The sequence below is a fragment of the Massilia aerilata genome, assembly GCF_042656905.1.
Lineage (GTDB): Bacteria > Pseudomonadota > Gammaproteobacteria > Burkholderiales > Burkholderiaceae_D > Telluria > Telluria aerilata.
Map to the genome: position 1 here is coordinate 136,371 of NZ_JBHSMZ010000005.1, position 24,335 is coordinate 160,705.

The 24,335-nt window shown below is 67.4% G+C and carries 17 protein-coding genes; 5 read left to right on the forward strand and 12 right to left on the reverse strand.

What is annotated here, in order from left to right:
• Nucleotides 1-9 precede the first annotated feature (9 nt).
• Together ACFPO9_RS08570 and ACFPO9_RS08575 are read left to right on the forward strand one after the other, a co-directional pair.
• Complete coding sequence (locus ACFPO9_RS08570) at nt 10-1,401, forward strand: sigma-54-dependent transcriptional regulator (RefSeq protein ID WP_379769477.1); 1,392 nt, start codon at nt 10-12, stop codon at nt 1,399-1,401.
• Nucleotides 1,398-2,810, forward strand: coding sequence for a sensor histidine kinase (locus ACFPO9_RS08575; protein ID WP_379769479.1), 1,413 nt, complete (start codon nt 1,398-1,400; stop codon nt 2,808-2,810). Before ACFPO9_RS08570 ends, ACFPO9_RS08575 begins: the two co-directional genes overlap by 4 nt.
• Nucleotides 2,811-2,860: 50 nt before the next feature.
• On the opposite strand, the gene ACFPO9_RS08580 is transcribed toward ACFPO9_RS08575, so the two are convergent.
• The gene (locus tag ACFPO9_RS08580; protein ID WP_379769481.1) at nt 2,861-4,999 is read right to left on the reverse strand and encodes a S46 family peptidase; all 2,139 of its coding nucleotides are present in this window, start codon (nt 4,997-4,999) and stop codon (nt 2,861-2,863) included.
• Nucleotides 5,000-5,187: 188 nt separating this feature from the next.
• Here ACFPO9_RS08580 and ACFPO9_RS08585 point away from each other — a divergent pair, with 188 nt between their 5' ends.
• Nucleotides 5,188-6,180: a bile acid:sodium symporter family protein gene (locus tag ACFPO9_RS08585; RefSeq protein WP_379769483.1), complete on the forward strand. Its 993-nt coding sequence runs from the start codon at nt 5,188-5,190 to the stop codon at nt 6,178-6,180.
• A 1-nt stretch (nt 6,181) separates the two neighbouring features.
• Here ACFPO9_RS08585 and ACFPO9_RS08590 read toward each other — a convergent pair whose 3' ends face one another.
• The 11 genes from ACFPO9_RS08590 to ACFPO9_RS08640 form a co-directional block, all read right to left on the reverse strand.
• Nucleotides 6,182-6,661, reverse strand: a complete 480-nt coding sequence (locus ACFPO9_RS08590) for a hypothetical protein (RefSeq protein ID WP_379769486.1) — start codon at nt 6,659-6,661, stop codon at nt 6,182-6,184.
• Between the two features lie 45 nt (nt 6,662-6,706).
• Nucleotides 6,707-8,170 (reverse strand): efflux transporter outer membrane subunit, encoded by a 1,464-nt coding sequence (locus ACFPO9_RS08595; RefSeq protein ID WP_379769489.1) that lies wholly within the window; start codon nt 8,168-8,170, stop codon nt 6,707-6,709.
• Nucleotides 8,167-11,514: an efflux RND transporter permease subunit gene (locus tag ACFPO9_RS08600; RefSeq protein ID WP_379769491.1), complete on the reverse strand. Its 3,348-nt coding sequence runs from the start codon at nt 11,512-11,514 to the stop codon at nt 8,167-8,169. The genes ACFPO9_RS08595 and ACFPO9_RS08600 overlap by 4 nt, the downstream gene beginning before the upstream one ends.
• The gene (locus ACFPO9_RS08605) at nt 11,511-14,729 is read right to left on the reverse strand and encodes an efflux RND transporter permease subunit (protein WP_379769494.1); all 3,219 of its coding nucleotides are present in this window, start codon (nt 14,727-14,729) and stop codon (nt 11,511-11,513) included. The genes ACFPO9_RS08600 and ACFPO9_RS08605 overlap by 4 nt, the downstream gene beginning before the upstream one ends.
• 64 nt (nt 14,730-14,793) lie before the next feature.
• Complete coding sequence (locus ACFPO9_RS08610) at nt 14,794-16,197, reverse strand: efflux RND transporter periplasmic adaptor subunit (protein WP_379769497.1); 1,404 nt, start codon at nt 16,195-16,197, stop codon at nt 14,794-14,796.
• 194 nt (nt 16,198-16,391) lie between these two features.
• Nucleotides 16,392-18,263, reverse strand: a complete 1,872-nt coding sequence (sppA, locus tag ACFPO9_RS08615) for a signal peptide peptidase SppA (RefSeq protein WP_379769500.1) — start codon at nt 18,261-18,263, stop codon at nt 16,392-16,394.
• Between the two features lie 108 nt (nt 18,264-18,371).
• Nucleotides 18,372-19,841 (reverse strand): sodium:solute symporter, encoded by a 1,470-nt coding sequence (locus tag ACFPO9_RS08620; RefSeq protein WP_379769503.1) that lies wholly within the window; start codon nt 19,839-19,841, stop codon nt 18,372-18,374.
• Nucleotides 19,842-19,916: 75 nt separating this feature from the next.
• Nucleotides 19,917-20,357 (reverse strand): hypothetical protein, encoded by a 441-nt coding sequence (locus tag ACFPO9_RS08625; protein ID WP_379769505.1) that lies wholly within the window; start codon nt 20,355-20,357, stop codon nt 19,917-19,919.
• A 91-nt stretch (nt 20,358-20,448) separates the two neighbouring features.
• Entirely contained in the window at nt 20,449-22,032 is a 1,584-nt protein-coding gene (locus tag ACFPO9_RS08630) for an NYN domain-containing protein (RefSeq protein ID WP_379769507.1), read from the reverse strand.
• A gap of 68 nt (nt 22,033-22,100) precedes the next feature.
• Complete coding sequence (locus tag ACFPO9_RS08635; RefSeq protein ID WP_379769510.1) at nt 22,101-22,685, reverse strand: cysteine dioxygenase family protein; 585 nt, start codon at nt 22,683-22,685, stop codon at nt 22,101-22,103.
• A complete protein-coding gene (locus ACFPO9_RS08640) occupies nt 22,682-23,104 on the reverse strand; it encodes a DUF1810 domain-containing protein (protein ID WP_379769512.1) in 423 nt (140 codons plus the stop codon). The genes ACFPO9_RS08635 and ACFPO9_RS08640 overlap by 4 nt, the downstream gene beginning before the upstream one ends.
• A 45-nt stretch (nt 23,105-23,149) precedes the next feature.
• On the opposite strand from ACFPO9_RS08640, the gene ACFPO9_RS08645 reads away from it, so the two are divergent.
• Both ACFPO9_RS08645 and ACFPO9_RS08650 read left to right on the forward strand, forming a co-directional pair.
• Entirely contained in the window at nt 23,150-23,359 is a 210-nt protein-coding gene (locus tag ACFPO9_RS08645) for a DUF3820 family protein (protein ID WP_379769515.1), read from the forward strand.
• A gap of 101 nt (nt 23,360-23,460) precedes the next feature.
• Nucleotides 23,461-24,162: a pirin family protein gene (locus ACFPO9_RS08650; protein WP_379769517.1), complete on the forward strand. Its 702-nt coding sequence runs from the start codon at nt 23,461-23,463 to the stop codon at nt 24,160-24,162.
• The last annotated feature ends 173 nt before the right edge of the window (nt 24,163-24,335 follow it).

Sequence of the window (24,335 nt, forward strand, 5' to 3'; positions counted from 1 at the left end):
TTGAAACGCATGGAACCAACACGCAAGCGGCGCATCCTCATCGTCGACGACGACAGCGCAGTCCAGGTCTCGCTGGCCCTGCTGCTCAAGCAGTCCGGCTTCGACGCGGCCTGCGCCGACGGCCCGCAGCAAGCCCTCGGACAGCTGCAGGCCGGCCCGGTCGATCTGGTCCTTCAGGACATGAACTTCTCGCTGCAAACCAGCGGCGAGGAAGGACTGGACCTGCTGGCCCGCATCAAGCAGCTGCAGCCCGCCCTGCCGGTGCTGCTGATGACGGCCTGGGGCTCGATCTCGCTGGCGGTGCGCGGTGTAAAAGCCGGCGCCGCCAATTTCTTCACCAAGCCCTGGGACAATGCCCAGCTGATCGCGCTGGTCGAGGCCACGCTCGACATGGCCGCGCCGGCCACGGCGCCGAAGCTCACGCGGCGCTCGCTCGATGCGCAATGCGATTTTTCCGGCATCGTCGGCGAGCATCCGAAGCTGCTGAAGGTGCTGGAGACGATCGCCCAGGTCGCGCGCACCCGCGCGCCGGTGCTGATCCTGGGCGAGAGCGGCACCGGCAAGGAACTGATCGCCGACGCGATCCACCGCAACAGCCCGCGCGCGGCGCAGCCCATCGTCAAGATCAACATGGGCGCGATCACCAGTTCGCTGTTCGAGAGCGAGATGTTCGGCCACGTGCGCGGCGCCTTCACCGATGCGCGCAGCGACCGCAAGGGCCACATCGCCGCGGCCTCCGGCGGCACCCTCTTCCTCGACGAGATCGGCGAACTGCAGCGCGGCGACCAGGTCAAGCTGCTGCGCGTGCTGCAGGACCAGCGCTACCAGCCGGTCGGCGCCAGCACGGCGTCCCAGGCCGACCTGCGCGTGGTCTCGGCCACCAACCGCGAGCTGGCGGAACTGGTGGCCGCCGGCGACTTCCGCGAAGACCTGTTCTACCGGCTGAACCTGATCACGATCCGCCTGCCGCCGCTGCGCGAACGCCGCAGCGACATCCCGCTGCTGGCGCGCCACGTCGCCGCCAGGGTCGCGGACGGCTACGGCCTCGGCGAAGTCGTGCTGGCGCCGGATGCTCTGGACTGGCTGTCGAACCAGCCCTGGCCGGGGAACATCCGCCAGCTGAAGCAGACCCTGGAACGGGCCCTGCTCCTGGCCGGCAAGCAGCACCTGGGCCAGGCCGACTTCCTGGCCGCGAACGCGGTCGACCAAGGCGCGCCCGGCGCACGCCTGGGCGTGGACGGCATGACGCTGGAACAGGTCGAGCGCCACATGATCGAACAGGCGCTGCAGCAGCACACGGGGAACATCTCGCGGATGGCGAAGGCGCTGGGCCTGTCGCGCACCGCGCTGTACCGGCGCCTCGAACGCCATGGTCTAGGCAGCGGCGTGCGCGAGGAATGAGGCTGCCGTCCTTGAAATTGCAGGCGCGGCTCACGGCCTACCTGGCGCTGCTGCACCTTCTGCTTGCCGGCTGCGCGATCCTGCTGCTGCTGCAGCAGCCGATCCTGTTCATCGGCGCCGAGCTTCTCCTCGTCGCCAGCATGGCGCTGGGCTGGTGGCTGGTGCGGCGCGCCCTGGAACCGCTCGGCTACACGCGCCGCTTCCACGACCTGCTGCAGGACCAGCAGTACGCTTCGCGCCTGGCCGCGCCGGGCGTGACGGAACTCGACGACCTGGTCGGCATGTTCAACGGCATGCTGACCGCCCTGCACCGCGAACGGCTGGCGATCGGCGAGCAGCAGGGCTTCCTGGAACGCCTGCTGGAAGCGACGCCGAGCGCGGTGCTGGTGTTCGACTTCGACCACGCGATCAGCCTGGTGAACGCGAGCGCCTCTTCGCTGCTGGGACTGGGTGCGCCGCTGGGCAAGCCGCTGTCGGCCTGGCTTGGCGCAGGCGATGATGGCGAGGCTGCCTTCGACCCGGCGCTCGATGAACGCGGCCGCGCGCGCAGCCGCGACCTGGTGCGCCAGTTGGACGCGCTGGCCCTGGGCGAGAGCCGGCTGCTGGTCGACATGGAAGGCCGGCGCTATCGCGCGCAGCGCAGCCGCTTCTACGACCGCGGCTTCGCGCGCCACTTCCTGATCGTCGAGGAGCTGACCGCCGAACTCGAAGACTCCGAACGCGCCACCTACGCGCGCCTGATCCGCGTGCTGGCCCACGAGGTGAACAACACGGTGGCCGCCACCGGCTCGGTACTGGATTCCCTGCTGACCTACCGCGGCCAGCTCGAGGAGCGCGACGCCGGCGACTTCGTCACCGCCATCGTCGCCGTCAAGCGCCGCAACATCAGCCTGGGCGAATTCATCGACCGCTTCACGCGGGTGGTCAAGATGCCGGCCCCGGAGCTGCGCCCGACCCGCCTGCAGGACGTGGTCGACGACATCCTGTGGCTGAACCGCGAACAATGCAATGCACGCGGCATCCAGCTAGGCTGGAGCCGCTGCGACGCCGCCGGGCCGCTGCAGCTGGACGTGCAGCTGATCGAGCAGGCGCTGCTGAACATCGTCAAGAACGCGGTCGAGGCGGTCGATGAGCGCAATGCGCGCGACGCTTCAAAAGGCGGGACGATCCGGGTCGAGCTGGAGGACCTGGGCGAGCGCGTGCGCCTGTCGGTGACGGATTCCGGCGGCCTGCTCGAGAATGCGCCTCCGCACCGTTTGTTCACGCCTTTCGTCAGCACCAAGAAGGGCGGCCAGGGCATCGGCCTGATGTTCGTGCGCGAGGTGCTGGGGCGGCATGGCTGCACGTATGCGCTGGCGCCTGCGGGGGCGGGCGAGACGCGTTTCGATATCTGGTTTCCGCAGTCGTAACGCATACAGAACTTGGGTCCCCGCCTGCGCGGGGACGACGAGGCTGCCCCTTACTTCTTCGGATACTTGATCGTCATTTCCTTCAACAGGTTGTCGGCATGGTCGACTTCCTTCATCACCCACAGCATGTAGCGGATGTCGACGTGGATCGCGCGGGTGATCACCGGGTCGAAGTACCAGTCCTTGGTGATCGACTCGTAGGTCGAGTCGAAGTTCAGGCCGACCAGTTCGCCGCGCTTGTTCATCACCGCGGAACCCGAGTTGCCGCCGGTGGTGTCGGCGCTCGACAGGAAGTTGACCGGCACGGTGCCCAGCACCGGATCCTTGAACACGCCGTAGCGTTTCTCGCGGATCGCCTGCAGCAGGTTAGCGGGCGCGTTAAACGGTTCCTTGTTGGTGGCCTTCTGCACGATGCCTTCGACGGTCGAGAACGGGCCCTTGATGATGCCGTCACGCGGGGTGTAGGGCGCCACGGTGCCGTAGGTCACGCGCAGGGTCGAGTTGGCGTCCGGGTAGACCGGCTTGCCCTGCGACTTCTTCCAGGCGATGACGGCTTCCATGTATTGCGGGATCACGCGTTCCAGGTTGCCGTCGACTTCCTTGCGGTGGTTTTCCAGCGCCATGCCGGTGTCCTGCAGGCGCACGGCCAGCTGGATGAAAGGATCGTGCGAGCTGCGGAAGGCTTCCGGATCCTTGCCGATCCAGGCCAGGCGCTTGCTCGTGTCGGCCAGCTCGGTAGCCTTGTACATGCCCGGGAGCGCGTCGGCCTTCGGCAGCAGCGCGTCCAGGCCATGCGGATGGTTCTTCGCGTCGACCTTGGCGTAGCGGTTCAGGGCCGCGGTCCAGCGGGCCTGGTCGACGCTGGGCACGAAGGACTGCTCCAGGCGGGTCAGGCGCGCCTTGATGAAGGAGAGATCGCGTTCCTGGTAGCCGGCTTCGCGCTGGGCGTCCGGCTTCTGGCGCTCGAGCGACAGGCGGTACAGGGTGCGCGCGCTCTTCAGCAGGTCGCTGTGGGTCGCTTCCGCCCATGCGGCTTCCTGCTGCGAACCGGCCATGTCGGCGCCGATCGCGGTGTCGAGGTCGGACAGCAGGCTGCCGCCCTTGCCGTGTTGCTTGTACCAGCCGCGGAACTCGGCGTCCTGCTTGTCCTTGATGGCGGCGATGTCGGTGCGTGCGAAGCCATCCATCAGGCCCTGGGTCTTCTTCAGCACATTGTTCAGGCTCTTGGCCACGCTGGCGTAGCGCACGTCGTAGCCCGGATTGCCCATGGTGGCGGCTGCGATCACGGACAGGTCGGCGGTGATCGATGCGGCCTTGGCCGGGTAGTCGACGTCGCGCGCGAAGCGGATCTCGGACGGCAGCTTGTAGCGGCTGGTGCGGCCCGGGTAGCCGGCCAGCAGGATCGGGTCGCCGTTCTTCAGGCCTTCGGCCGAGACGACCAGGAAGTCCTTCGAGTGGTAAGGCACGTTGTCCGGCGATGGATCGGCGGGGCGGCCATCCTTGCCGACGTAGGCGCGCAGGAAGGAGAAGTCGCCGGCCTGGCGCGGGAATTCGTAGTTGTCGATGTCGCCGCCGAAGTTGCCGACGCTGTCGGCCGGCGCGTACACCAGGCGCACGTCGCGGATCATCAGCTGGCGGATGCGGTAGTACTCGCCGCCGCGGTGGAAGGCCGGCACCGAGCAGCGGTAAGCTTTATCGCTTTCGCATTCGGCGATCAGGGCCTTGATGCGGGATTCGACCTGCTCGTGGCGTTCTTTACCGGACAGGCTCGGGGAGAGACCCTTGAGGACGCGGTCGGTCACGTTCTCGACCTTCTCGGTCACGTAGACCAGGGTGCTCGGGCCGCCCGGCAGTTCGGCGTCGCGGGTCTTGGCCAGGTAGCCGTTGACGATGTAATTGTGTTCCGGGGTCGCGTTGCGCTGCACGGCGCCGTAAGCGCAGTGGTGATTCGTTACGATCAGGCCGTCCGGCGAGACGAAGGACGCCGAGCAGCCGCCCAGCGACACCATGGCGCTCATCGGGTGCTTGGACAGGTCGGCCAGTTTCTCGGCCGGGATGGTGATGCCGATGCGCTTGAGTTCGGACTTCAGCTGCGGCAGCTGGTGCGGCTGCCACTGGCCTTCGTCGGCGTTGGCGGAGGCGATAACCCCCATGACCGCGACGACAGGCAGGACGATGGATTTGAACACGTTTGACCCCAGGGTGATTAAAAAGCAAGCGCGAGTATATCTTTCCTGCTTATGACAGGAAATAGTTTTCTCACCGATACTCACGCTGTGGTCTTATCCCGTATTTACGTCCTGCCCGGGTCCCGGCGGCATCCGCGGCAAAGGGCTAAAATAGATGGTTGCCCTTCCGCAGTCTTCGACATCCGCCCATGCTTTCTCTCATCGCCCCGCTCCGCCGCCTGATCCCCGATGCGTTTACCGGCTGGCTGCTGTGCAGCGTCGCACTGGCCAGCGTGCTGCCCTGCCAGGGACAGGCCGCGCTGGTATTCGGCAAGATCACGACGGTCGCGATCGGCCTGCTGTTCTTCCTGCACGGCGCCAAGCTGTCGCGCGAGGCCATGGTGTCGGGGCTGACCAACTGGCGCCTGCACCTGGTGGTGCTGGCCTCCACCTTCGTGATGTTCCCGCTGCTCGGGCTGGCAATGAAACCGCTGGCCGGGACCGTGCTGCCGCCCGACCTCTATGTCGGCATCCTGTTCCTGTGCACCCTGCCCTCGACCGTGCAATCCTCGATCGCCTTCACCTCGGTGGCGCGCGGGAACGTGGCGGCCGCCGTATGCAGCGCCTCGGCCTCGAACTTCGTCGGCATCTTCGTCACGCCGCTGCTGGTGGGGACGCTGATCGTGCAGGGCGCCGCCGCACCCGGCGCATCGACGCTGGACGCGGTGCTATCGATCGTCAAGCTGCTGCTGCTGCCCTTCCTTGCCGGCCAGTTCCTCCGCCCGTGGATCGGCGCCTGGATCGACCGCCACAAGCCGATGCTGAAGATCGTCGACCAGGGCTCGATCCTGCTGGTGGTGTACACGGCCTTCAGCGAATCGGTCAACGAAGGCCTGTGGCACAAGCTGTCGCTGCCGACGCTGATCGGCCTCGGCCTGCTGTGTTGCGTGCTGCTGGCGATCGCGCTCGGCCTGGCCACCTGGGCCAGCCGCCGCCTCGGGTTCTCGCGCGAGGACGAGATCACGATCGTCTTCTGCGGCTCCAAGAAAAGCCTGTCGAGCGGCGTGCCGATGGCCAAAGTCCTGTTCGCGCCGGGCGCGCTGGGGATGGTGATCCTGCCGGTGATGCTCTTCCACCAGATCCAGCTGATGGTCTGCGCCGTCCTGGCCGCCCGCTGGGCCCAGCGCCGCGACTTAAGCTGAATCAAACCGGGGTCAGACCCCGATTTTGGGCAATTTCTTCAGGGGTCGCGTGCTGATGGACTAATGCTTCCGCGCCCCACCAGACTTCGAGCGTGGATGGCAGCAGCACCGCCGCGGCGCCGATGGCGGCAAAACGGCGGCGCTGGCGCTCGTTCAGGCGCGGATGGCGCAGCATGGCGCGCGCGTCGTGGACGACGAAGCTGAACAGGCCCAGCAGGCCGAGCACGAACAGCAGGCGCAGCAGACCATCGCCGAGCCGCGCACCCAGATGCGCATTCCAGTAGGCCAGCGCGGGCATCGCCAGGCTGATGCTGCTGAGCAGGTCGAGCATCGCCACGCCCGCAGCCCGTCCGCCACGCCTGAATTCCGCCCGCCGCAGCCAGGCCGTCAACACGACGGTGCCTGCGATGTAGAGCACGGCGCCGGCCGAGGTATCGTTACCCGGCAGGGAAAAGCCCCAGGCCGCGCCTGTCATTTCCACTTGGACCTTTCCAAAAATCGGGCTCTGACCCCGGTTTGATGCAGGTCATTCGGCATGCCAGCCGCCACCCAGGGCCTGGACCAGGGCCACGGCCGTGGTCTGGCGCGTGGATTGGGTCGTGATCAGGTTGCGGCGGGCGTTCAGCGCGGTGATCTGGGCTTGCACCACTTCCGTGTAGCTGACCTGGCCGGCGTTGTAGCGGTTCGTCACCTGCTGCTCGACCTTGTCCGCGGCTTCGGAGGCGCGGCGCTGCAGATCTTGCTGCTGGGACAGCACGCGGGTCGCGGACAGCTGGTCTTCGACGTCGGCGAAGGCGGTCAGTACGGTCTGGCGGTAGCGCGCCACCGCTTCCTCGTGCGCCGCGCGCGCGCCTTCCACGCGGGCGCGGGTGGCGCCGGCGTCGAACAGGGTCTGGGCCGCCGACAGGCCGAAGGACCAGGCGGCGTTCGACACATTGAACAGGTCGGCCACGCGGCTGCCATTGCTGCCCAGCGATGCGCTCAGGCCGATGTTCGGGAAATAGGCCGAGCGCGCGATGCCGATCTGCTCGTTGGCGGCGGCCACGCGGCGCTCGGCGGCGGCGATGTCCGGACGGCGCTGCAGCAGCGTCGCCGGCACGCCGACCGGCACCTCGGGCACCGTCACCTGCCAGTTCGGCAGCGGCGCGATCGCCAGGTCGGCCGGGGTCTTGCCGACCAGGACCGCGATCGCATGCTCGAGCTGCGCACGCTGGCGCGCCAGGCTCAGATCGTCGCTCTGGGCGCTGGCCAGCTGGGTTTCGCCCTGGTAGACGTCCGAGTGCGGGATGATCCCCACGTTGTAGCGGTTCTGCAGGATGCGCAGTTCGCGCTGGTAGCCTTCGATGGTGGTGGCCAGCAGCGCGCGCTGGGCGTCGATGGCGCGCAGTTGCAGGTAATCCGAGGCGACTTCGCCCTGGGCCGACAGCCGCGCTGACGCCAGATCCGCCGCGCTGGCCTGGGCGCTGGCGCCGGCCGCCGTCACGCCGGCGCGCAGGCGGCCCCACACGTCCGGCTCCCAGCTGGTGCCCAGCGACAGGCGGTAGGCGTTACGCACGCTGCCGCCTTCGCTGCCGCCGCCGATGATGTTGCCGTTGGCGTCCACGGTGGCATTGCCGCTGCCGCCGCCCCGCGTGCCGGAGCGCGTGCCCGAGGCGTTCAGGGTCAGCGAAGGGAACAGCGAGGCGCGCTGTTCGGTGACGAGGGCGCGGGCCTGGGCGTAGGCTGCCACCGCCGCCGCCACGTTCTGGTTCGAGACCTCGACGCTGGCCGCCAGTTCGTTGAGTTGCGGGTCGCCGAACAGGGTCCACCACGGTCCGCGTTCGAGCGCGTCGGCGGGCGCCGCCGGCACCCAGCCCTGCAGCTCCTTGTAAGCCACCGGCTCGGGCGCGCTCGGGCGCTGGTAGGCCGGACCGACGGCGCAGCCGGCCAGCGCAGCCGCGGCGGCCAGCGCAATCAGGGAGGGACGCAGGATAGGAATTCGCATAGTCATGGATGGGAAATGGAAGCTTCGTGTTCGTGTGGATGGCGTGCCAGCTCGTGCTCGTCGTCCTTGACGGTGCGCAGCTTGTCCATGTAGACGTAGACCACGGGCGTGGTCAGGAGCGTCAGCAGCTGGCTGGCGATCAGGCCGCCGATGATGGCGATGCCGAGCGGCTGGCGCAGCTCCGAGCCTTCGCCGAAGCCGATCGCCAGCGGCAGCGCGCCGAGGGCCGCGGCCAGGGTCGTCATCAGGATGGGCCGGAAGCGCAGCAGGCAGGCCTCGCGCACCGCCTCGGTGGCGGACAGGCCGCGCGCCCTTTCCGCTTCCAGCGCGAAGTCGATGATCAGGATGGCGTTCTTCTTGACGATACCGATCAGCAGGAACACGCCGATCAGCGCGATGATCGAGAACTCCATGTGGAACATCAGCAGCGCCAGCACCGCGCCCACGCCGGCCGACGGCAAGGTCGACAGCACCGTGATCGGATGCACCAGGCTCTCGTACAGGATGCCCAGCACGATGTAGATGACGACGATGGCGGCCAGGATCAGCAGCGGCTGCTGCTGGCTCGATTCCTGCGCCTGCTTGGCCTGGCCCTGGAAGCTGCCGCGCACGTTGACCGGCATGCCGATGGCGTTTTCGGCGTCGCGCACCGCGGCCTGGCCGTCCGACAGCGAGTAGCCCTCGGCCAGGTTGAAGGAGACGGTGGTGGCCAGCTCGCCATCCTGGTGGTTGACCGAGCTGGGGGTCGAGCGCTCGGCGAATTTCGAAATGGCCGACAGGGGCACCATGGTGGTGGCGCCGGTCGACAGCGCGGAGCCGCTGGAAGGGTCGCGGGCGGCGGTCAGGTTGCTTGGCGCGGCCGGGGTGCCGCCCGAACCGCCGCTACTGGAACTGGTGCCGCCGGAGCCCGCGCCCACCGTGCCTGCCACCGCGGTGACGCCGGTACTGGTCGCAGTGGAGCTGCTGCCCGCGGCGGCGGTCGCCGTCGACGAGGATGCATTCTTGGCCGGCACATACACATCCTTCAGCGACTCCGGCGACTGCGCATACTTCTGCGCCACGCCCATGATCACGTGGTACTGGTTCAGCTCATCGTAGATGTTCGCGACCTGGCGCTGGCCGAAGGAGTTGTACAGGGCGTTGTCGACGTCCTTCGCGCTGATGCCCAGGCGCGCCGCGCTTTCCTTGTCGATGTCGACATAGGTCTCGACGCCGTTCTCGGCCTGGTCGGTGTCGACGTCGGTCAACGCCTTCTGCTGCTTCATGGCGTCGGCAAGCTTGCTCGCCCATGCCTTCAGGTCGTTGCGGTTGTCGCTCTTCAGCGTGTACTGGTAGGTCGAGTTGCTCTGCCGGCCGCCCATGCGCAAGTCCTGCACCGGGTTCAGGAACAGCTGCACGCCGGTGACGCGCGCCAGCTTCGGCCGCAGGCGGGCGATCACGGCCTGGCCGCTCTCCCCTTTCGCGCGCTGGCTGACCGGCTTCAAATTCATGAACATGAAGCCGCCGCCCGCGCGCGAGCCGCCGGTGAAGCCGACCACGGTATCGACCGCCGGATCGCTCTTGATGATGTTGACCAGCTGGTGCAGCTTCTGCTGCATGGCCTGGAAGGAGATGCTCTGGTCGGCGCGCATGCCGCCGTTGATCTGGCCGGTATCCTGCTGCGGGAAGAAGCCCTTGGGCGCGGCCGAGAACAGGTAGACGTTCAGGCCCACCACGAAGGCCAGGATCAGCATCACCAGCGGCTTGGCGTCCAGCGCCCAGTCCAGCGCGTGCTCGTAGGCCTTCAGGATGCGATTGAAGCCGCGCTCCGACCACTGCGCCAGCTTGCCCGGCTGGCGCTTCAGCTGCTCGTCCTTGTCATGCTCTTTCAGCAGCAGCGCGCACAGCATGGGCGTGGTGGTCAGCGAGATCACCAGCGAGATCATCACCGCCGCGCTCAAGGTCACCGCGAATTCGCGGAACAGCCGTCCGACCTGGCCGCCCATGAACAGCAGCGGGATGAACACCGCCACCAGCGACAGGCTGATCGACAGCACCGTGAAACCGACCTCGCTGGCGCCCAGCAGGGCCGCCTTCATGCGCTCCATGCCCTGCTCGACGTGGCGGCTGGTGTTCTCCAGCACCACGATGGCGTCGTCGACCACGAAGCCGGTCGCCACCGTCAGCGCCATCAGCGACAAATTGTTCATCGAGAAGCCCAGCATGTACATCACGCCGAAGGTGCCCAGCAGCGAAACGACGGTCGCCACCGCCGGCACCACGGTCGCGCGCACGCTGCGCAGGAACACGCTCACCACCAGCACCACCAGCACGATCGAGATCATCAGGGTCAGCTCGATCTCGTGCAGCGAGGCGCGGATCGAATTGGTGCGGTCCGAGGCCACCTGCATGCTGACGTCCTGCGGCAGCTGGGCCTGCAGAATCGGCAGCAGCGCGCGCACGCCGTCGACGGTCTCGATCACGTTGGCGCCAGGCTGGCTGGTCACCAGCACGATGACGGCCGGCTCGCCGTTGAACAGGCCCAGGGTATTGATGTTCTCGACGCCATCCGTCACGTCCGCGATGTCCTGCAGGCGGATCGCCGCGCCGTCGCGCCAGGCCACCACCAGGCCGCGGTAGTCGGCGGCGGTGCGGCCGTTGGTCGGCGTGTTCGCCTGCGAATAAATTTGAAGGCGCATGCCGCTGCCTTCCAGCGCGCCCTTGGGACGGTTCGGATTGGATGCCTGGATGGCCGCGCGCACGTCCTCGCTGGACAGGCCGTAGCGGTTCATCTGGAAGGGATTCAGGTCGACCCGCACCGCCGGCAGCGAGCCGCCGCCGATCTCGACGTCGCCGACGCCGCGCACCTGGGCCAGCTTCTGCTGGACCACGTTCGAGACCTCGTCGTAGATCTGGCCCGGGCTGCGCGTCTTCGAAGTCAGCGCCAGGATGATCACCGGCGAGTCCGACGGATTGGCCTTGCGGTAGGTCGGATTGCTCTTCAGCGTGGCCGGCAGGTCGGCGCGCGAAGCGTTGATCGCCGCCTGCACTTCGCGCGCGGCGGAATCGATCTGGCGGTTCAGGTCGAACTGCAGGTTGATGCGGGTCGAGCCGTTGCCGCTGTTCGAGGTGATCTCGTTGACGCCGGCGATGGTCGCCAGCCGCCGTTCCAGCGGCGTCGCGACCGAGGACGCCATCGTGTCCGGGCTCGCCCCCGGCAGGCTGGCGGACACCGACACCGCCGGGTAGTCCACCTGCGGCAGCGGCGAGACGGGCAGCACGAAGAAGGCGGCGATGCCGGCCAGCGCAATGCCGATCGTCAGCAGCACGGTGGCGATCGGGCGCCTGACAAAGGGCTGCGAAAGATTCATGCGCCGGCTCCGTGCGGACCGTCGATCTGCTTGGCAGTGGTCTGCGGCTGCGGCGTCAGCAAGGCAGGCTGCTGCGGCGCCGGCCTGGCGCCGGGGTGACCATTATCGCCACCATCGCCCGAGCCCGGACCGTGCGGCTTGGCCGGTTCCTGCCCGCCCCAGCGCCGCGCCAGGCGGTCGAAGGCCAGGTAGATCACCGGCGTGGTGAACAGGGTCAGCATCTGGCTGACGATCAAGCCGCCGAAGATCGCCAGGCCCAGTGGACGCCGCAATTCCGCGCCTTCGCCCCAGCCCAGCATCAGCGGGACCGCCGCGAACAGCGCCGCCAGGGTCGTCATGATGATGGGGCGGAAGCGCAGCATCGCGGCCTGGTGGATGGCGGTGCGCGGGTCCTTGCCCTCGTCCCGCTCGGCCTCGATGGCGAAGTCGATCATCATGATGGCGTTCTTCTTGACGATGCCGATCAGGAGGATGATGCCGATGATGCCGATCACGCCCAGCCCCTGCCCCGTCACCATCAGCGCCAGCAGCGCGCCGACGCCGGCCGAAGGCAGGGTCGACAGGATGGTCAGCGGGTGGATGTAGCTTTCATAGAGGACGCCCAGCACGATGTAGACGCAGACCACCGCCGCCAGGATCAGCCACAGCTGGTTCGACAGCGAGTTCTGGTAGGCGCCGGAGGCGCCGAGGAAGGTCATTGTCACCGAGGCCGGCAGCTTGATCGCCGAGGCCACTTCCTTGATCGCGTTGACGGCGGTGCCCAGCTTGACCCCCGCGGCCGCGTCGAAGCCGACCGTGGTGGCCGGGTACTGGGCGACGTGGGTGATCTGCAGCGGCGCCGCCTGCTCGGTGATGGAGGCGATCGCGGACAGGGGCGTCGGCTGGCCCGAGCCGGTGCGCAGCTGCAGGTTCGAGAGCGCGTCCAGCGACATGTTCTCGGGCTGCTGGGCTTCCAGGATCACGCGGTACTGGTTCGTTTCGGTGAAGATGGTCGAGACGATGCGCTGGCCGAAGGCGCTGTACAGGGCGTCGTCGATGTTCGAGGCCGTCACCGACAGGCGCGAGGCGCTGTCGCGGTCGATGTTGACGTAGGCCGCGGCGCCGCTGGCGCCGGCGTCGGTGACCACGTTGCGCAGCTCTTTGCGTTGGCTCATCGCCTCGGCCAGCTTGCGCGACCATTCGGTCACGGTCTTGGTGTCCGCGCCCTCGATCGACAGGCGATACTGGGTCGGGCCGCTTTCGGCGTCGATGGTCAGGTCCTGGGTCGGCTGCAGGTAGAGATTGACGCCAGCGACGTTGCGCCTGACCCGTTCGCGCAGCCGGTTCATCAGCTCTTCCTGGTCGCCGCGGCCTTCCTTCAGGTTGATCAGCATGGTGCCGGTGTGGAGCATGGTGTTGTTGGCGGCGTCCACGCCGACGGTGGAGCTGAGCGAAGCCACTTCCGGGTCGGCCAGGATTTCGCGCGCGGCGGCCTGCTGCATCTCGGTCATGGCCTGGTAGGAGATGGCCTGGCGCGCTTCCACGCGCGCTTGCAGCTGGCCCGTGTTCTGGGTCGGGAACAGCGACTTCGGGATGAAGGTCCACAGCAGCGCCGTCAGCAGCAGCGTGCCGAGCGCCACCAGCAGCGTGAGGCCCTGGCGCTCCAGCACCCAGTTCAGCGAGCGGTCGTAGTAGCCGACGGTGTTGTCGAAAGTCGCCTGGAACCAGCGCGCGAAACGCGAGTTGTGCGACTCGTCGTGCTGGCGCAGCCAGCGCGCCGACATCATCGGCACCAGGGTCAGCGACACCACCGCGGAAATCAGAATCGTGATCGCCAGCGACACCGCGAACTCCCTGAACAGGCGTCCCACCACGTCGCCCATGAACAGCAGCGGAATCAGGACCGCGATCAGCGACACCGTCAGCGAGATGATGGTGAAGCCGATCTGGGTCGCCCCCTTGAGCGCCGCCTCCATCGGCTTCTCGCCCTCCTCGATGTAGCGCGAGATGTTCTCGATCATGACGATGGCGTCGTCGACCACGAAGCCGGTGGCGATGGTCAGGGCCATCAGCGACAGGTTGTTCAGGCTGTAGCCGAGCAGGTACATGATGCCGAAGGTGCCGACCAGGGAGATCGGCACCGCCAGGCTGGCGATCACGGTGGCGCGGATGCTGTGCAGGAAGGCGAAGATCACCAGCACCACCAGCAGCACCGCCAGCACCAGCTCGATCTGCACGTGCTCGACCGAGGCGCGGATGCCGGTGGTGCGGTCGGACAGCACGTCCACGCGCAGGGTCGGCGGCAGGCTGGCCTGCAGCTCGGGCAGGCGCTCCTTGATGGCGTCGACGGTGGCGATCACGTTGGCGCCCGGCTGGCGCTGCACGTTCAGGATGATCGCCGGCTTCATGTTGGCCCAGGCGCCCAGCTTGACGTTCTCGGCGCTGTCGACCACGCGGGCGACGTCGCCCAGGCGCACCGGCGCGCCGTTGCGGTAGGAGACGATCAGGTTCGTGTAGTCCGGCACCGTCACCAGCTGGTCGTTGGCGTTGATGGTGTAGGCGCGCGCCGGGCCGTCGAAGCTGCCCTTGGCGCTGTTGGCGTTGGCGGCCGTGATGGCGGTGCGCAGGGTGTCCAGGCCCAGGCCGTTCGCGGCCAGGGCTTCGGTATTCGCCTGGATCCGCACCGCCGGGCGCTGGCCGCCCTGCAGGGTCACCAGGCCGACGCCGGTGACCTGGCTGATTTTCAAGGCCAGGCGCGTATTCACGAGATTCTGCACCTCGGTCAGCGGCATCGTGTCCGAAGTGATGGCCAGGGTCAGCACCGGCGCGTCGGCAGGATTCACCTTGGCGTAGACCGGCGGCGCCGGCAGGTCGGTCGGCAGCAGCGAGCCGCCGGCATTGATCGCGGCCTGCACTTCCTGCTCGGCCACGTCCAGGGTCTGGCCCAGGCTGAACTGCAGGGTGACCACGGACACCCCGGCCGCGCTGGTGGAACTCATGCGCGAGAGGCCGGACATCTGGCCGAACTGGCGCTCCAGCGGCGCGGTCACGGTGCGCGCCATCACTTCCGGGCTCGCGCCCGGGTACAGGGTCTGGACCTGGATGGTCGGGAAGTCGACCTGGGGCAGCGCCGAGAGCGGCAGGAATTTATAGCCGACCAAGCCGGCCAGCACGATGGCCAGCATCAGGAGCGAGGTGGCGACCGGGCGGCGGATGAAGGGGGCGGATGGGCTCATGCAGTTACCTCGCGCAGACCACGTCGTTCCCCCCTGCGCGGGAACGACAAGTAGGTGGTGCTCATCATTGCGCAGCCCCTGCAGCCTGCTGCTGGCGGCGCTGGCGGCGTTCGCCCTGCTGCCCCTGCTCCGGCGTCGCGCCCGGCGCCGCGGCGGCGCCCTGCCCGCCCTGTCCACGCCGTCCACCGGCGCCCGCCGGCCGATCGCCCGGCAAGCTCACCTTCGCCCCATCCTTCAGGCGGTCGGCGCCCTCGGTAATCACGGTCTCGCCACCCTGCAGCCCCTCGGTAATCTGCACGCGCTCGGCGTTCGCCTGGCCGCGCTTCACGTTGGTCAGGGCCACGGTCTTGGCCTGCGGGTTCAGCACGTAGACGAAGTCGCCGTTGGCGCCGTGGCGCAGGGCCGTCACCGGCACCGTCACGGCGTTCTTGATGGTGTCGACCTCGAGACGCACGTTGACGAACTGGCTGGGGAAAAGCTTGCCGCCGTCGTTGGTGAAGCGGGCCTTGGCGCGCACGGTGCCGGTCTGGGTGTCGACCTGGTTGTCCATCGCGAAGAAGCGGCCGGTGGCCAGGTTCTGGGTGCGGGTGCGGTCCATCGCGATGGCTTGCATGCTGGCGTTCTGGTTGACGCGCTGCTGCAGCGCCGGCAGCTGGTCCTGGGGCACCGCGAATTCGACGTCGATCGGCGAGGTCTGAGTGATCACGGCGATGCCGTTGGCGTCGCCGCTGTTGACCAGGTTGCCGATGTCGACGGTACGCAGGCCGACGCGGCCGGAGATCGGCGCACGCACCTGGGTGTAGCCGAGGTTGATGCGGGCGATGCCTTCGGCGGCCTTGTCGGTGGTGACCGTGCCTTCGAGCTGCTTGACCAGGGCCGCTTGCGTATCGACGTCCTGGCGTGCGATCGAATCCTGTTCGAGCAGGGTACGGTAGCGCTGCAGCAGCACGCGCGCGCTTTCCAGCTGGGCTTCGTCGCGCTGGCGCTGGCCGGTGGCCTGCAGCAGGCTCATTTGCGCCGGGCGCGCGTCGATGGTGGCCAGCACCTGGCCTTCCTTGACCAGCTGGCCTTCGGTGAAGGTGATCTTCTGCAGCACGCCGCCGACCTGGGGACGCACGGTCGCCACCGCGGCCGGGGTCACGGTGCCCAGCGCTTCCAGCGTGATCGGGATGTCGGCGCGCTCGGCCTTGCCGACGCCGACCGTGGTGGCCGTCTGGCCGCCGCGCCCGCCCCGTCCGCCGCCGCCGCCGGGGCCGCCGCCACCCTGTCCGCGCGCACCCGCCGCACCCGCTGCGCGGCCGGGACCGGCGCCCGCACCGCCTGCCGGCTGGTGGGTCAGGTGCCAGGCCAGCCAGCCCAGGCCGGCCATGCAGAGGATGGCAACGATTGCGCCGATCACGCGCGAGCGGCGTGTGCGCTGGGGACGGGTGGTGGTCTTTTCCTTGTCGGGGGTGACGGTCGGGTTCATGCTGATCCTTGGTAGTTTGCTCACGAATGTAGCACGGCGCGTCTTGTCTTTATGTTTCGTAACGTACCAAGTAACCGAAGTCGCGCCCGCTGGATGCGAAGCGAAAAACCCGGGAGACCAACGAAAAACGGGCGCGGATCCGATCCGCGCCCGTTCAAGGAAGAGTTGCTATGAGGTACAACTTGTTACAAACCTCAAGGAATGTCGCACAGGCAGTGGGTCACCGCGGCGAAAGGCTGGCGGCGCGAGGCCACCTGCGACAGCCAGCCCAGGTCCTTGGCCACGCCGGCGGTGGCGCCGGCCGGCAACGCATCGAGCGCCAGGCCGGCCGGCAGCAGGCCCAGCCTGACCTGCACGTTCAGGATCTGCGCGTCCGAGACGCCCATGCGTTCCAGCAGGCGCTCGAACAGGGTGTCCGCGCGCTCGGTGTAGGCGACGCGGAAGTCGCCTTCCAGGTGGGCGCGCTTGGCGGCCGAAGCCAGCGCGTCGCCGTAGCTGCCGAGGCGGTCGACCAGGCCGCGTTCCTTGGCCTGGCCGCCGGTCCACACGCGGCCCTGCCCCACGGCGTCGATCTTTTCCGGCGTGGTGCGGCGCGCGATGGCGGCCTTGGTGGTGAACTCGTCGTAGATGTGGTTGATGCTGGACTGGATCAGCTGGCCGAAGCGCGGGTCGAGCGGGCGCAGCGGGTTGTAGGCGTCGGCCAGCCAGGTGGTGGTCACGCCGGCCGTGTGGATGCCCAGCTTGTCGACCACCTTGTCGGCGGTCGGCAGGATCGCGAACACGCCGATCGAGCCGGTCACGGTGTTCGGGTCGGCGATCACCTCGTCGGCCGCCATCGAGATCCAGTAGCCGCCGGATGCCGCGACGTCGCCCATCGACACCACCACCGGCTTGCCGGCGCTGCGCGTGAGTTCCAGCTCGCGCCGGATCAGCTCCGAGCCGTAGGCGCTGCCGCCCGGCGAGTTGACGCGCAGGACCAGGGCCTTGACCTGCTTGTCCTCGCGCGCGGCGCGGATCATGTTGGCGGTGGAGATGCCGCCGACCATGCCGGGGCCGCCCGTGCCTTCGGTGATGTCGCCGGCCGCGACGACCACGGCGACGGCGTCGCCGAGCAGCTTGGGCGGGTGGCGCTCCAGGTAGTCCTGGAAGGCCACGTGGCGGTAGGTCTTGCTGGACTCGTCGTATTCGCCGCGCTTGACCATCAGGGCGCGCACTTCGTCGCGGGTCTTGAGGCCGTCGATCAGCTTCCAGTCCAGCGCCACCTTGCCGGCGTTGCCGTTGGCGGCCGCCATGCGCTGCGGCAGTTCCTCGATGCCCTTGGCGATGGCGCCGGCCGGCAGCCTGCGCGCCTTCTCGACTTCCGCCGTGTAGTTGGCCCACAGGGCGTTGTACAGGACGCTGTCGGCCTCCTGCGCCGCCGGCGAAGGGCCGTTGCCGATATAGGGCTCGGCAAAGCTTTTATAGGTGCCGACCTTCATCAGGTTGACCGTCACGCCGACCTTGTCGAGGGCGTCGCGGTAGTAGTTGCGGTGGCGGCCGAAGCCTTCGATCAGGACCATGCCCATCGGGTGCAGGTAGACCTCGCTGGCGTGGGAGGCGACCATGTAGCGCTTCTGGTCGTAGCTGCCGCCCCAGGCGACCACGGTCTTGCCGGCCGCCTTGACGCGCTCGACGGCGGCGCCGAATTCGCGCAGCGAGGCCAGGCCGCCGCCATCCATCTCGTCGAGGAGCAGCACGACGCTGGAAATGTTCGAGTCCTTGGCGGCCGCATCCAGCGCGCTCAGGACGTCGCGCAGCTGGATCACCCGGCGCGCATTGCCGCTCAAGGCCGCGACCGCGGAATCGCGCACGCTGCCGGCCTTCTCTTCGACCAGCTCGCCCTTCAGGTCCATCACCAGGGTGGTCTTCGGCGCCAGCGGCTTGAGGCCGCCGCCGAACATCGCCCACAGCAGCAGGATCACGACGATCAGGAACAGCAGGTTCAGCACGAAGCGTCGGGTGGCGTCGATACCGCGCCACAGCGAACCGAAGCCGCGGCGCAGACCAGAAATTGGCTTGAATGGCATTCTGATTTCCTCTGTTTTTGAATCCAAATCAAACCGGGGTCAGACCCCGGTTTTGGGCAATTTCCTAAAATCGGGGTCTGACCCCGGTTTTGGGAAATTAATTATAGGTTAGGCCGTGGCAGCGGCCGGCTTGATGGTCGCGCGGCGCGAGATGGCGAACAAGCCGATAAACACGACGGCACCATTGATCATAAGCAACTCCAGGCCCAATCGGTAATGGCCGAGCAGGTAATGCTGGTTGTATTCCAGCAGCGCGCACAGGATGGGCGAGACGATGGTCACCACCGGCACCAGGCGGTCGTTCAGGGTGCGCGTCGTCATCATGCCGAAGGCGAACAGGCCCAGCAGCGGTCCGTAGGTATAGCTGGCCAGCTTCAGGATCACGCCGATCATGCTGGAATTGTCGACCCATTTGAAGAACAGCACCATCAGCAGGAACAGCAGCGCGAAGCCGAGGTGGACGTGGCGGCGCAGGCGCTGCTTGGCGTCTTCCGACAAGTCCTGGCGGCGCTTGATGCCGAGGATGTCGATGCAGAAGGTGGACGTCAGCGCGGTGATGGCGCCGTCGGCGCTGGGGAACAGCGCCGAGATCAGCGCGATCAGGAAGACGATCTGCACCGCGGCCGGCAAATGGCCCATGACCACGGTCGAGAAGATCTTGTCGCCGGTGGCGGTGACGCCGGCCACCGGGGCGTACAAATACAGCAGGCCGCCCAGGAACAGGAAGGCGGACAGCACGACCACCAGCACCGCGGTCAGGCTCAGCAGGTTCTTCTGCGAGTCGCCCAGGGTCTTCACGGAGATCGTCTTCTGCATCATCTCCTGGTCCATGCCGGTCATGGTCAGCACGATGAAGGCGCCGGCCACGATCTGCTTCAGCCAGAAGCTGGGGCTGTTGGGGTCGAGGGTGAACACGCGCGACAGGCCGCGCTCGTGCATCTGCTGCAGCGCCTGCGGAATCGTCAGGTCGAGCTGGCCCAGCATGTAGCCGACGCAGGCGAACAGGCCGGCCAGCATGCAGGTGGTCTGCAGGGTGTCGGTCCAGACGATGGTCTTCACGCCGCCCTGGTAGGTGTACATCAGGATCATGCCGAGGATGACGAAGGTGGTCAGCCAGAACGGCACGCCCAGGCTGTCCAGGATGATGCTCTGCAGGACCGCCACCACCAGATACAGGCGCGCGGTGGCGCCGAACAGGCGCGACAGGATGAAGAAGCCGGCCCCGCTCTGGTAGGCGCGGCGCCCCAGGCGGCCGTCGAGGTAGGTGTAGATCGAGGTCAGCTTCAGCCGGTAATACAGCGGCAGCAGCAGGTAGACCACGGCGACGTAGCCGAACACGTAGCCGATCAGCACCTGGCCGTAGCCGAAGGCGTCGCTGCCGACCGCGCCCGGCACGCTGATGAAGGTCGCGCCCGAGAGCGTGGTGCCGACCATGCCGAAGGCGACCAGCATCCAGTTGCTGCTCTTGTTACCGATGAAGAAGCTGTCGTTGTTGGCGTTGCGCGAAGTCGCCCAGGCGACGCCGAGGAGCAGTGCGAAATACGCGATGAGGATGCAGAAGAGAAGTGCCGGGGACATCAGGGATCCGATAATGAATGACTAAGCGCCGAGCAATATACACCCAAGCGGCACAGCCAGCCATCTTTCGGCGGATCAAATCCCCTGCGCCGGCATCCGTTCGAAGGGCCCGATGCAAGCCTCCATCGACTCCTCCCGGCACATCACGAAGCGCGCGCCCGAGGGGTGGAAGCGCAGGTAGTTGGTGGCGCGGGTGCCGATCTGCATGACTTCGCCCGAGCAGTCCTGCTTGCCGTTGTCCTTCACCACCCGGTCTTCCAGCTTGTAGAAGCCCTTGGCGCTGGGCTTTTCGGCCACCGTGAACTCGCTTTCCGAGACCTCGGCGGCGCTCTTGACCAGGGTCGTGCCGTCGCCGCGGAAGTGGTAGGTCTCGGAGCAGCCGAGCTGGGGGATGCTGAGGATCCAGATCCCCAGCAGCGGATGGGAGGCCGACGGCGAAGGTGGCGGCGCAGCCGCGGCCGCGAGCGGCGCCGCAAGGGCAGCGGAGACGATGAGCAGTCCGGAGAGCGGTCGCATGATGTCGGTCCTTTACGCGGGCGGGCAAGCCAGGATGTGCGTTGTCAGTATTGCACAATCCCGGCTTGACCCGGCGCGCGCAAGAACCGGATCAGGCGCCTTCAGGCGTCTTGGGCTTGGCCGGGCGGCGCGCGCGCGCGGCCGGCTTGCGCGACGGTGCCTTGTGGGCCGGACGCGAGGACTTCTTGCGATCCTTGGCGGCCTGGTCGTCGGCCTGCTCGCCGGCTTCGGCATCGGCCGGCGCCGGATCGGACGGGTCGGCGTCGGTCATGCCGTCGTCGGCGGGCGCCGCTGCCGCATCGGCGGCGACGGCTGCGTTTTCGGCGCCGGGCGCAGGCGCCGCAGCCGCTTCGGCCGTGGCCTGGGCCGCGCTGCTCTTGCGGGTGGATGGCTTGCGCGGCGCGCGGCGGCGTTCCTTCACCGGGGCGGCCGGCTGTTCTGCAGCGGCTTCCGGTTCGGTTTCGGGCGCGACTGCCGGCGCGGCTTCGGCCGCATCGGACGCCTCGGCAGCCTGCAGCTGCGCCGTCACGCTCGCGGATGCGGCGTCATCGGATTCGGCCAGGTCCGGGGTCGGCGCCGGCCAGCTGGCCATGCCGGCTTCTTCCTGTGCCGCCTGCTCCTGCGCGAATGCGGCCTGCTCGGCGGCCAGGTCGCTGCCTTGCTCACGGCCTTTGCGTCCGCGTCCGCCACGGCGGCGCGAGGATTCGCGGGCCGGTGCCGCCGCAGGAAGCTCGCTCGGCTGCTCGCCTTGCGTCTCCGCGGCCAGCTCGTCGTTGGCCTCCTGGATGACCGCCTCGAACGCCGCCTGCCCCGGATCGACTTCCGCGACGGCGCGCAGCGCTTCATTGGCCTGGGTGCGGTAGACATAGGTGCCCGACTTCTCGTCGCGGCCGAACTCGAACAGGCCGCGGGTCTGCGCCTCTTCCAGCAGGTTGCCGAAGGTGCGGAAACCGTAATAGGTCTCGGAGAAATCCGGACGGCGGCGCTTCAAGGTATCTTTCAGCAGCGACGCCCAGATCTTGCCGGTGTCGCCGCGTTCGGAAACCAGCGCGTCGAAGGTCTCGACCACCATCTCCAGCGCCTGCAGCTTGCGCGTCTCCATCTCTTCCTTCTTGCGGTTGCTCTCGTCGGAAGGACGGCCGCCCCGCTGCTGCGGCTGGCTCTTGCGCTCGTCGCGCTTGGCGGCGGCGCGGCGCACTTCGCGCACCAGGTCGTCGTAGAAGATGAATTCGTCGCAGTTGGCGACCAGCAGGTCCGAGGTCGAATTCTTGACGCCGACGCCGATCACGCGCTTGGCGTTCTCGCGCAGCTTCGACACCAGCGGCGAGAAGTCGGAGTCGCCGGAAATGATCACGAAGGTGTCGACGTGGGCCTTGGTGTAGCAGAGGTCGAGCGCGTCCACCACCATGCGGATGTCGGCCGAATTCTTGCCCGACTGGCGTACGTGCGGGATCTCGATCAGTTCGAAATTCGCTTCATGCATCGTCGCCTTGAAGCCTTTGTAGCGGTCCCAGTCGCAATAGGCTTTCTTGACCACGATACTGCCCTTGAGCAGCAGGCGTTCGAGGACGGGCTTGATGTCGAATTTCTCGTAATTCGCATCGCGCACGCCGAGTGCGACGTTTTCGAAGTCGCAGAACACCGCCATGCTGATGTTTTCTGAAGATGAAGCCATAGTTGTTATTGAGATGTGTTGGTGAACGAGCGATCCGGCGGATTATACGCAACAACGGCAAATCCACCTCAGCTCGCACGACCGGGCAGCAGGCAGGCGGCGTAGGGACTGACGAAAGGCGTGGCGCGGCCCGCATCGTCGTAGCGCGAGCGTTCGATGCTGCCGATGTCGCCGCCATACACGTGGATGCTGACCGAAGTGCCGTCCGCCAGCGCATTCGATACGCGATGTATATCACCGATCGTGGGTGATACAAAGTCGATATCACCCGGCGCCAGCTCGTGCACCTGCCCGCTGACCAGCGGCCCGCCCCGCTCCAGCAGGGGCGCGAATTCCTCGCAGCGTTCCCGTCCGCGCAGCACGCCCACCATGCCCCAGACCGTGTGATCGTGGATGGGCGTGCCCTGCCCCGGTCCCCAGACCATGGCCGATACCGAAAAGCGGCCGGCCGGGTCGACGTGCAACTGGTGGATGCGGTAGCTGTCCGGATCCGGCTCGGCCAGCGCCGGCGGCAGCCAGTCGTCGCGGGCGATCAGGTCCGCCAGCAGCGCGCCGCCCTCGCGCCGGATCGTGGCTTCGTCGGCGCCGCGGTCGACCAGCGCTTCCAGGCCGCGCACGAAGGCCGGCAGCGCCTCGCTCCGATTCGTGTTCATGACAGCCTCGCCATCGTGCCCGCATCCGGCCTGCCGTCGAAGAAGCGGTCCAGGCAGTCCTGGAACAGCGCCTCGTCCGGGGCGACGTCGGCGAACAAAGTCATACTGGAGTGGAATTTCAGGTCGTCGGGATGGCCGAAGATCTCGTCGGCGCCGCGGTCCTCGTGCATGGCGACGCTGGCGGTGCATTCGCGCAGGCGCTTGCCGAGCACCGGGTGCGCGAGGTAGGCCGCGGCTTCGTCGGCGGAGCGGATCGCGTAGCGGCGCGCCATCTCGCTATGCCCCAGGCCTTCGACCTGCGGGAAAATGAACCACATCCAGTGGGTGCGCTTGTGGCCGGCGCGCAGCTCGGCCAGCGCGGTGGCGTAGATGCCCTCCTGGGCGTCGACGAAGCGCTGCAGGTTGTGCTCAAGGTCCATGACGGTGCCCTCCTCCTCCGGCCATGCTACTACAATGGCGCCACCATGAAACCAGAACACCTGCAACTGCTCCTCGTCCGCGAAATGCCCTTCGGTAAATACCAGGGGAAGAAGATTGCGGAACTTCCCGGCCACTATCTTGCGTGGTTTGCGCGCGAGGGCTTTCCTCGCGGGGAACTGGGCGAGTTGCTGGAGCTGATGTATGAGATCGACCATAACGCGCTGCGCGGGCTGCTGGATCCGCTGCGCGGATGATCATCGATTTTTTCGATCCTAACCCGCAAAACTACTCGTTTTTCTTCCTGAACCGGTCTCGCTATACTGGCTTCCATCGAGAACGCACACAGGAGCCAACCATGATCGAAATTCGCAAAAGTGAAGACCGCGGCCACGCCAGCCACGGCTGGCTGAATTCCCAGCACAGCTTTTCGTTTGCCGACTACTACGACCCGCGCCACGTCGGTTTCGGCCCGCTGCGGGTGATCAACGAAGACCGCGTCGCTCCCGGTGCCGGCTTCGGCACCCACGGCCACCGCGACATGGAGATCATCTCCTACGTGCTGGACGGCGCGCTGGAGCACAAGGACAGCATGGGCACCGGTTCGGTGCTGCACTACGGCGACGTACAGCGCATGAGCGCCGGCAGCGGCGTGCGGCACAGCGAGTTCAATGGTTCGAAGACGGCGCCGGTGCACTTCCTGCAGATCTGGATCCAGCCCGGCCAGCAAGGCATCCCGCCGAGCTACGAGGAAAAGCACTTCCCGATCGAGGAAAAGCAGGGCAAGCTGCGCCTGATCGCCTCCGGCGACGGCCGCGAAGGCTCGGTGCTGATCCACCAGGACGCTTCGCTGTACGCCGCCATCCTGGACGGCGACGATCAGGCCGAACATGCACTGGCCGCCGGGCGTCTGGCTTACGTCCACGTGATCCGCGGCCGGGTCGAGGTGAACGGCGTGGTCCTGAACACCGGCGACGCCATGAAGATCGCCGACGAGGAGCGCGTCACGCTGGCAAAGGCCGAGGCGGCCGAGCTGCTGCTGTTCGACCTGCCGCGCTGATCGCCGCGGGCCGGAATCGGCGGCCCACAGTTGGCAGGCTGCCCACGAAACTGGACAGCCTGCCAAGCTTGCTCGGGAAATGTGACAGCCGGTAGTCGCTTGCGGACCACAATTTAGCGGGAACAGACGGCGCTTTGCCCGCAGCTCGGTATAAAATGGAGCCTTAAAGCAAC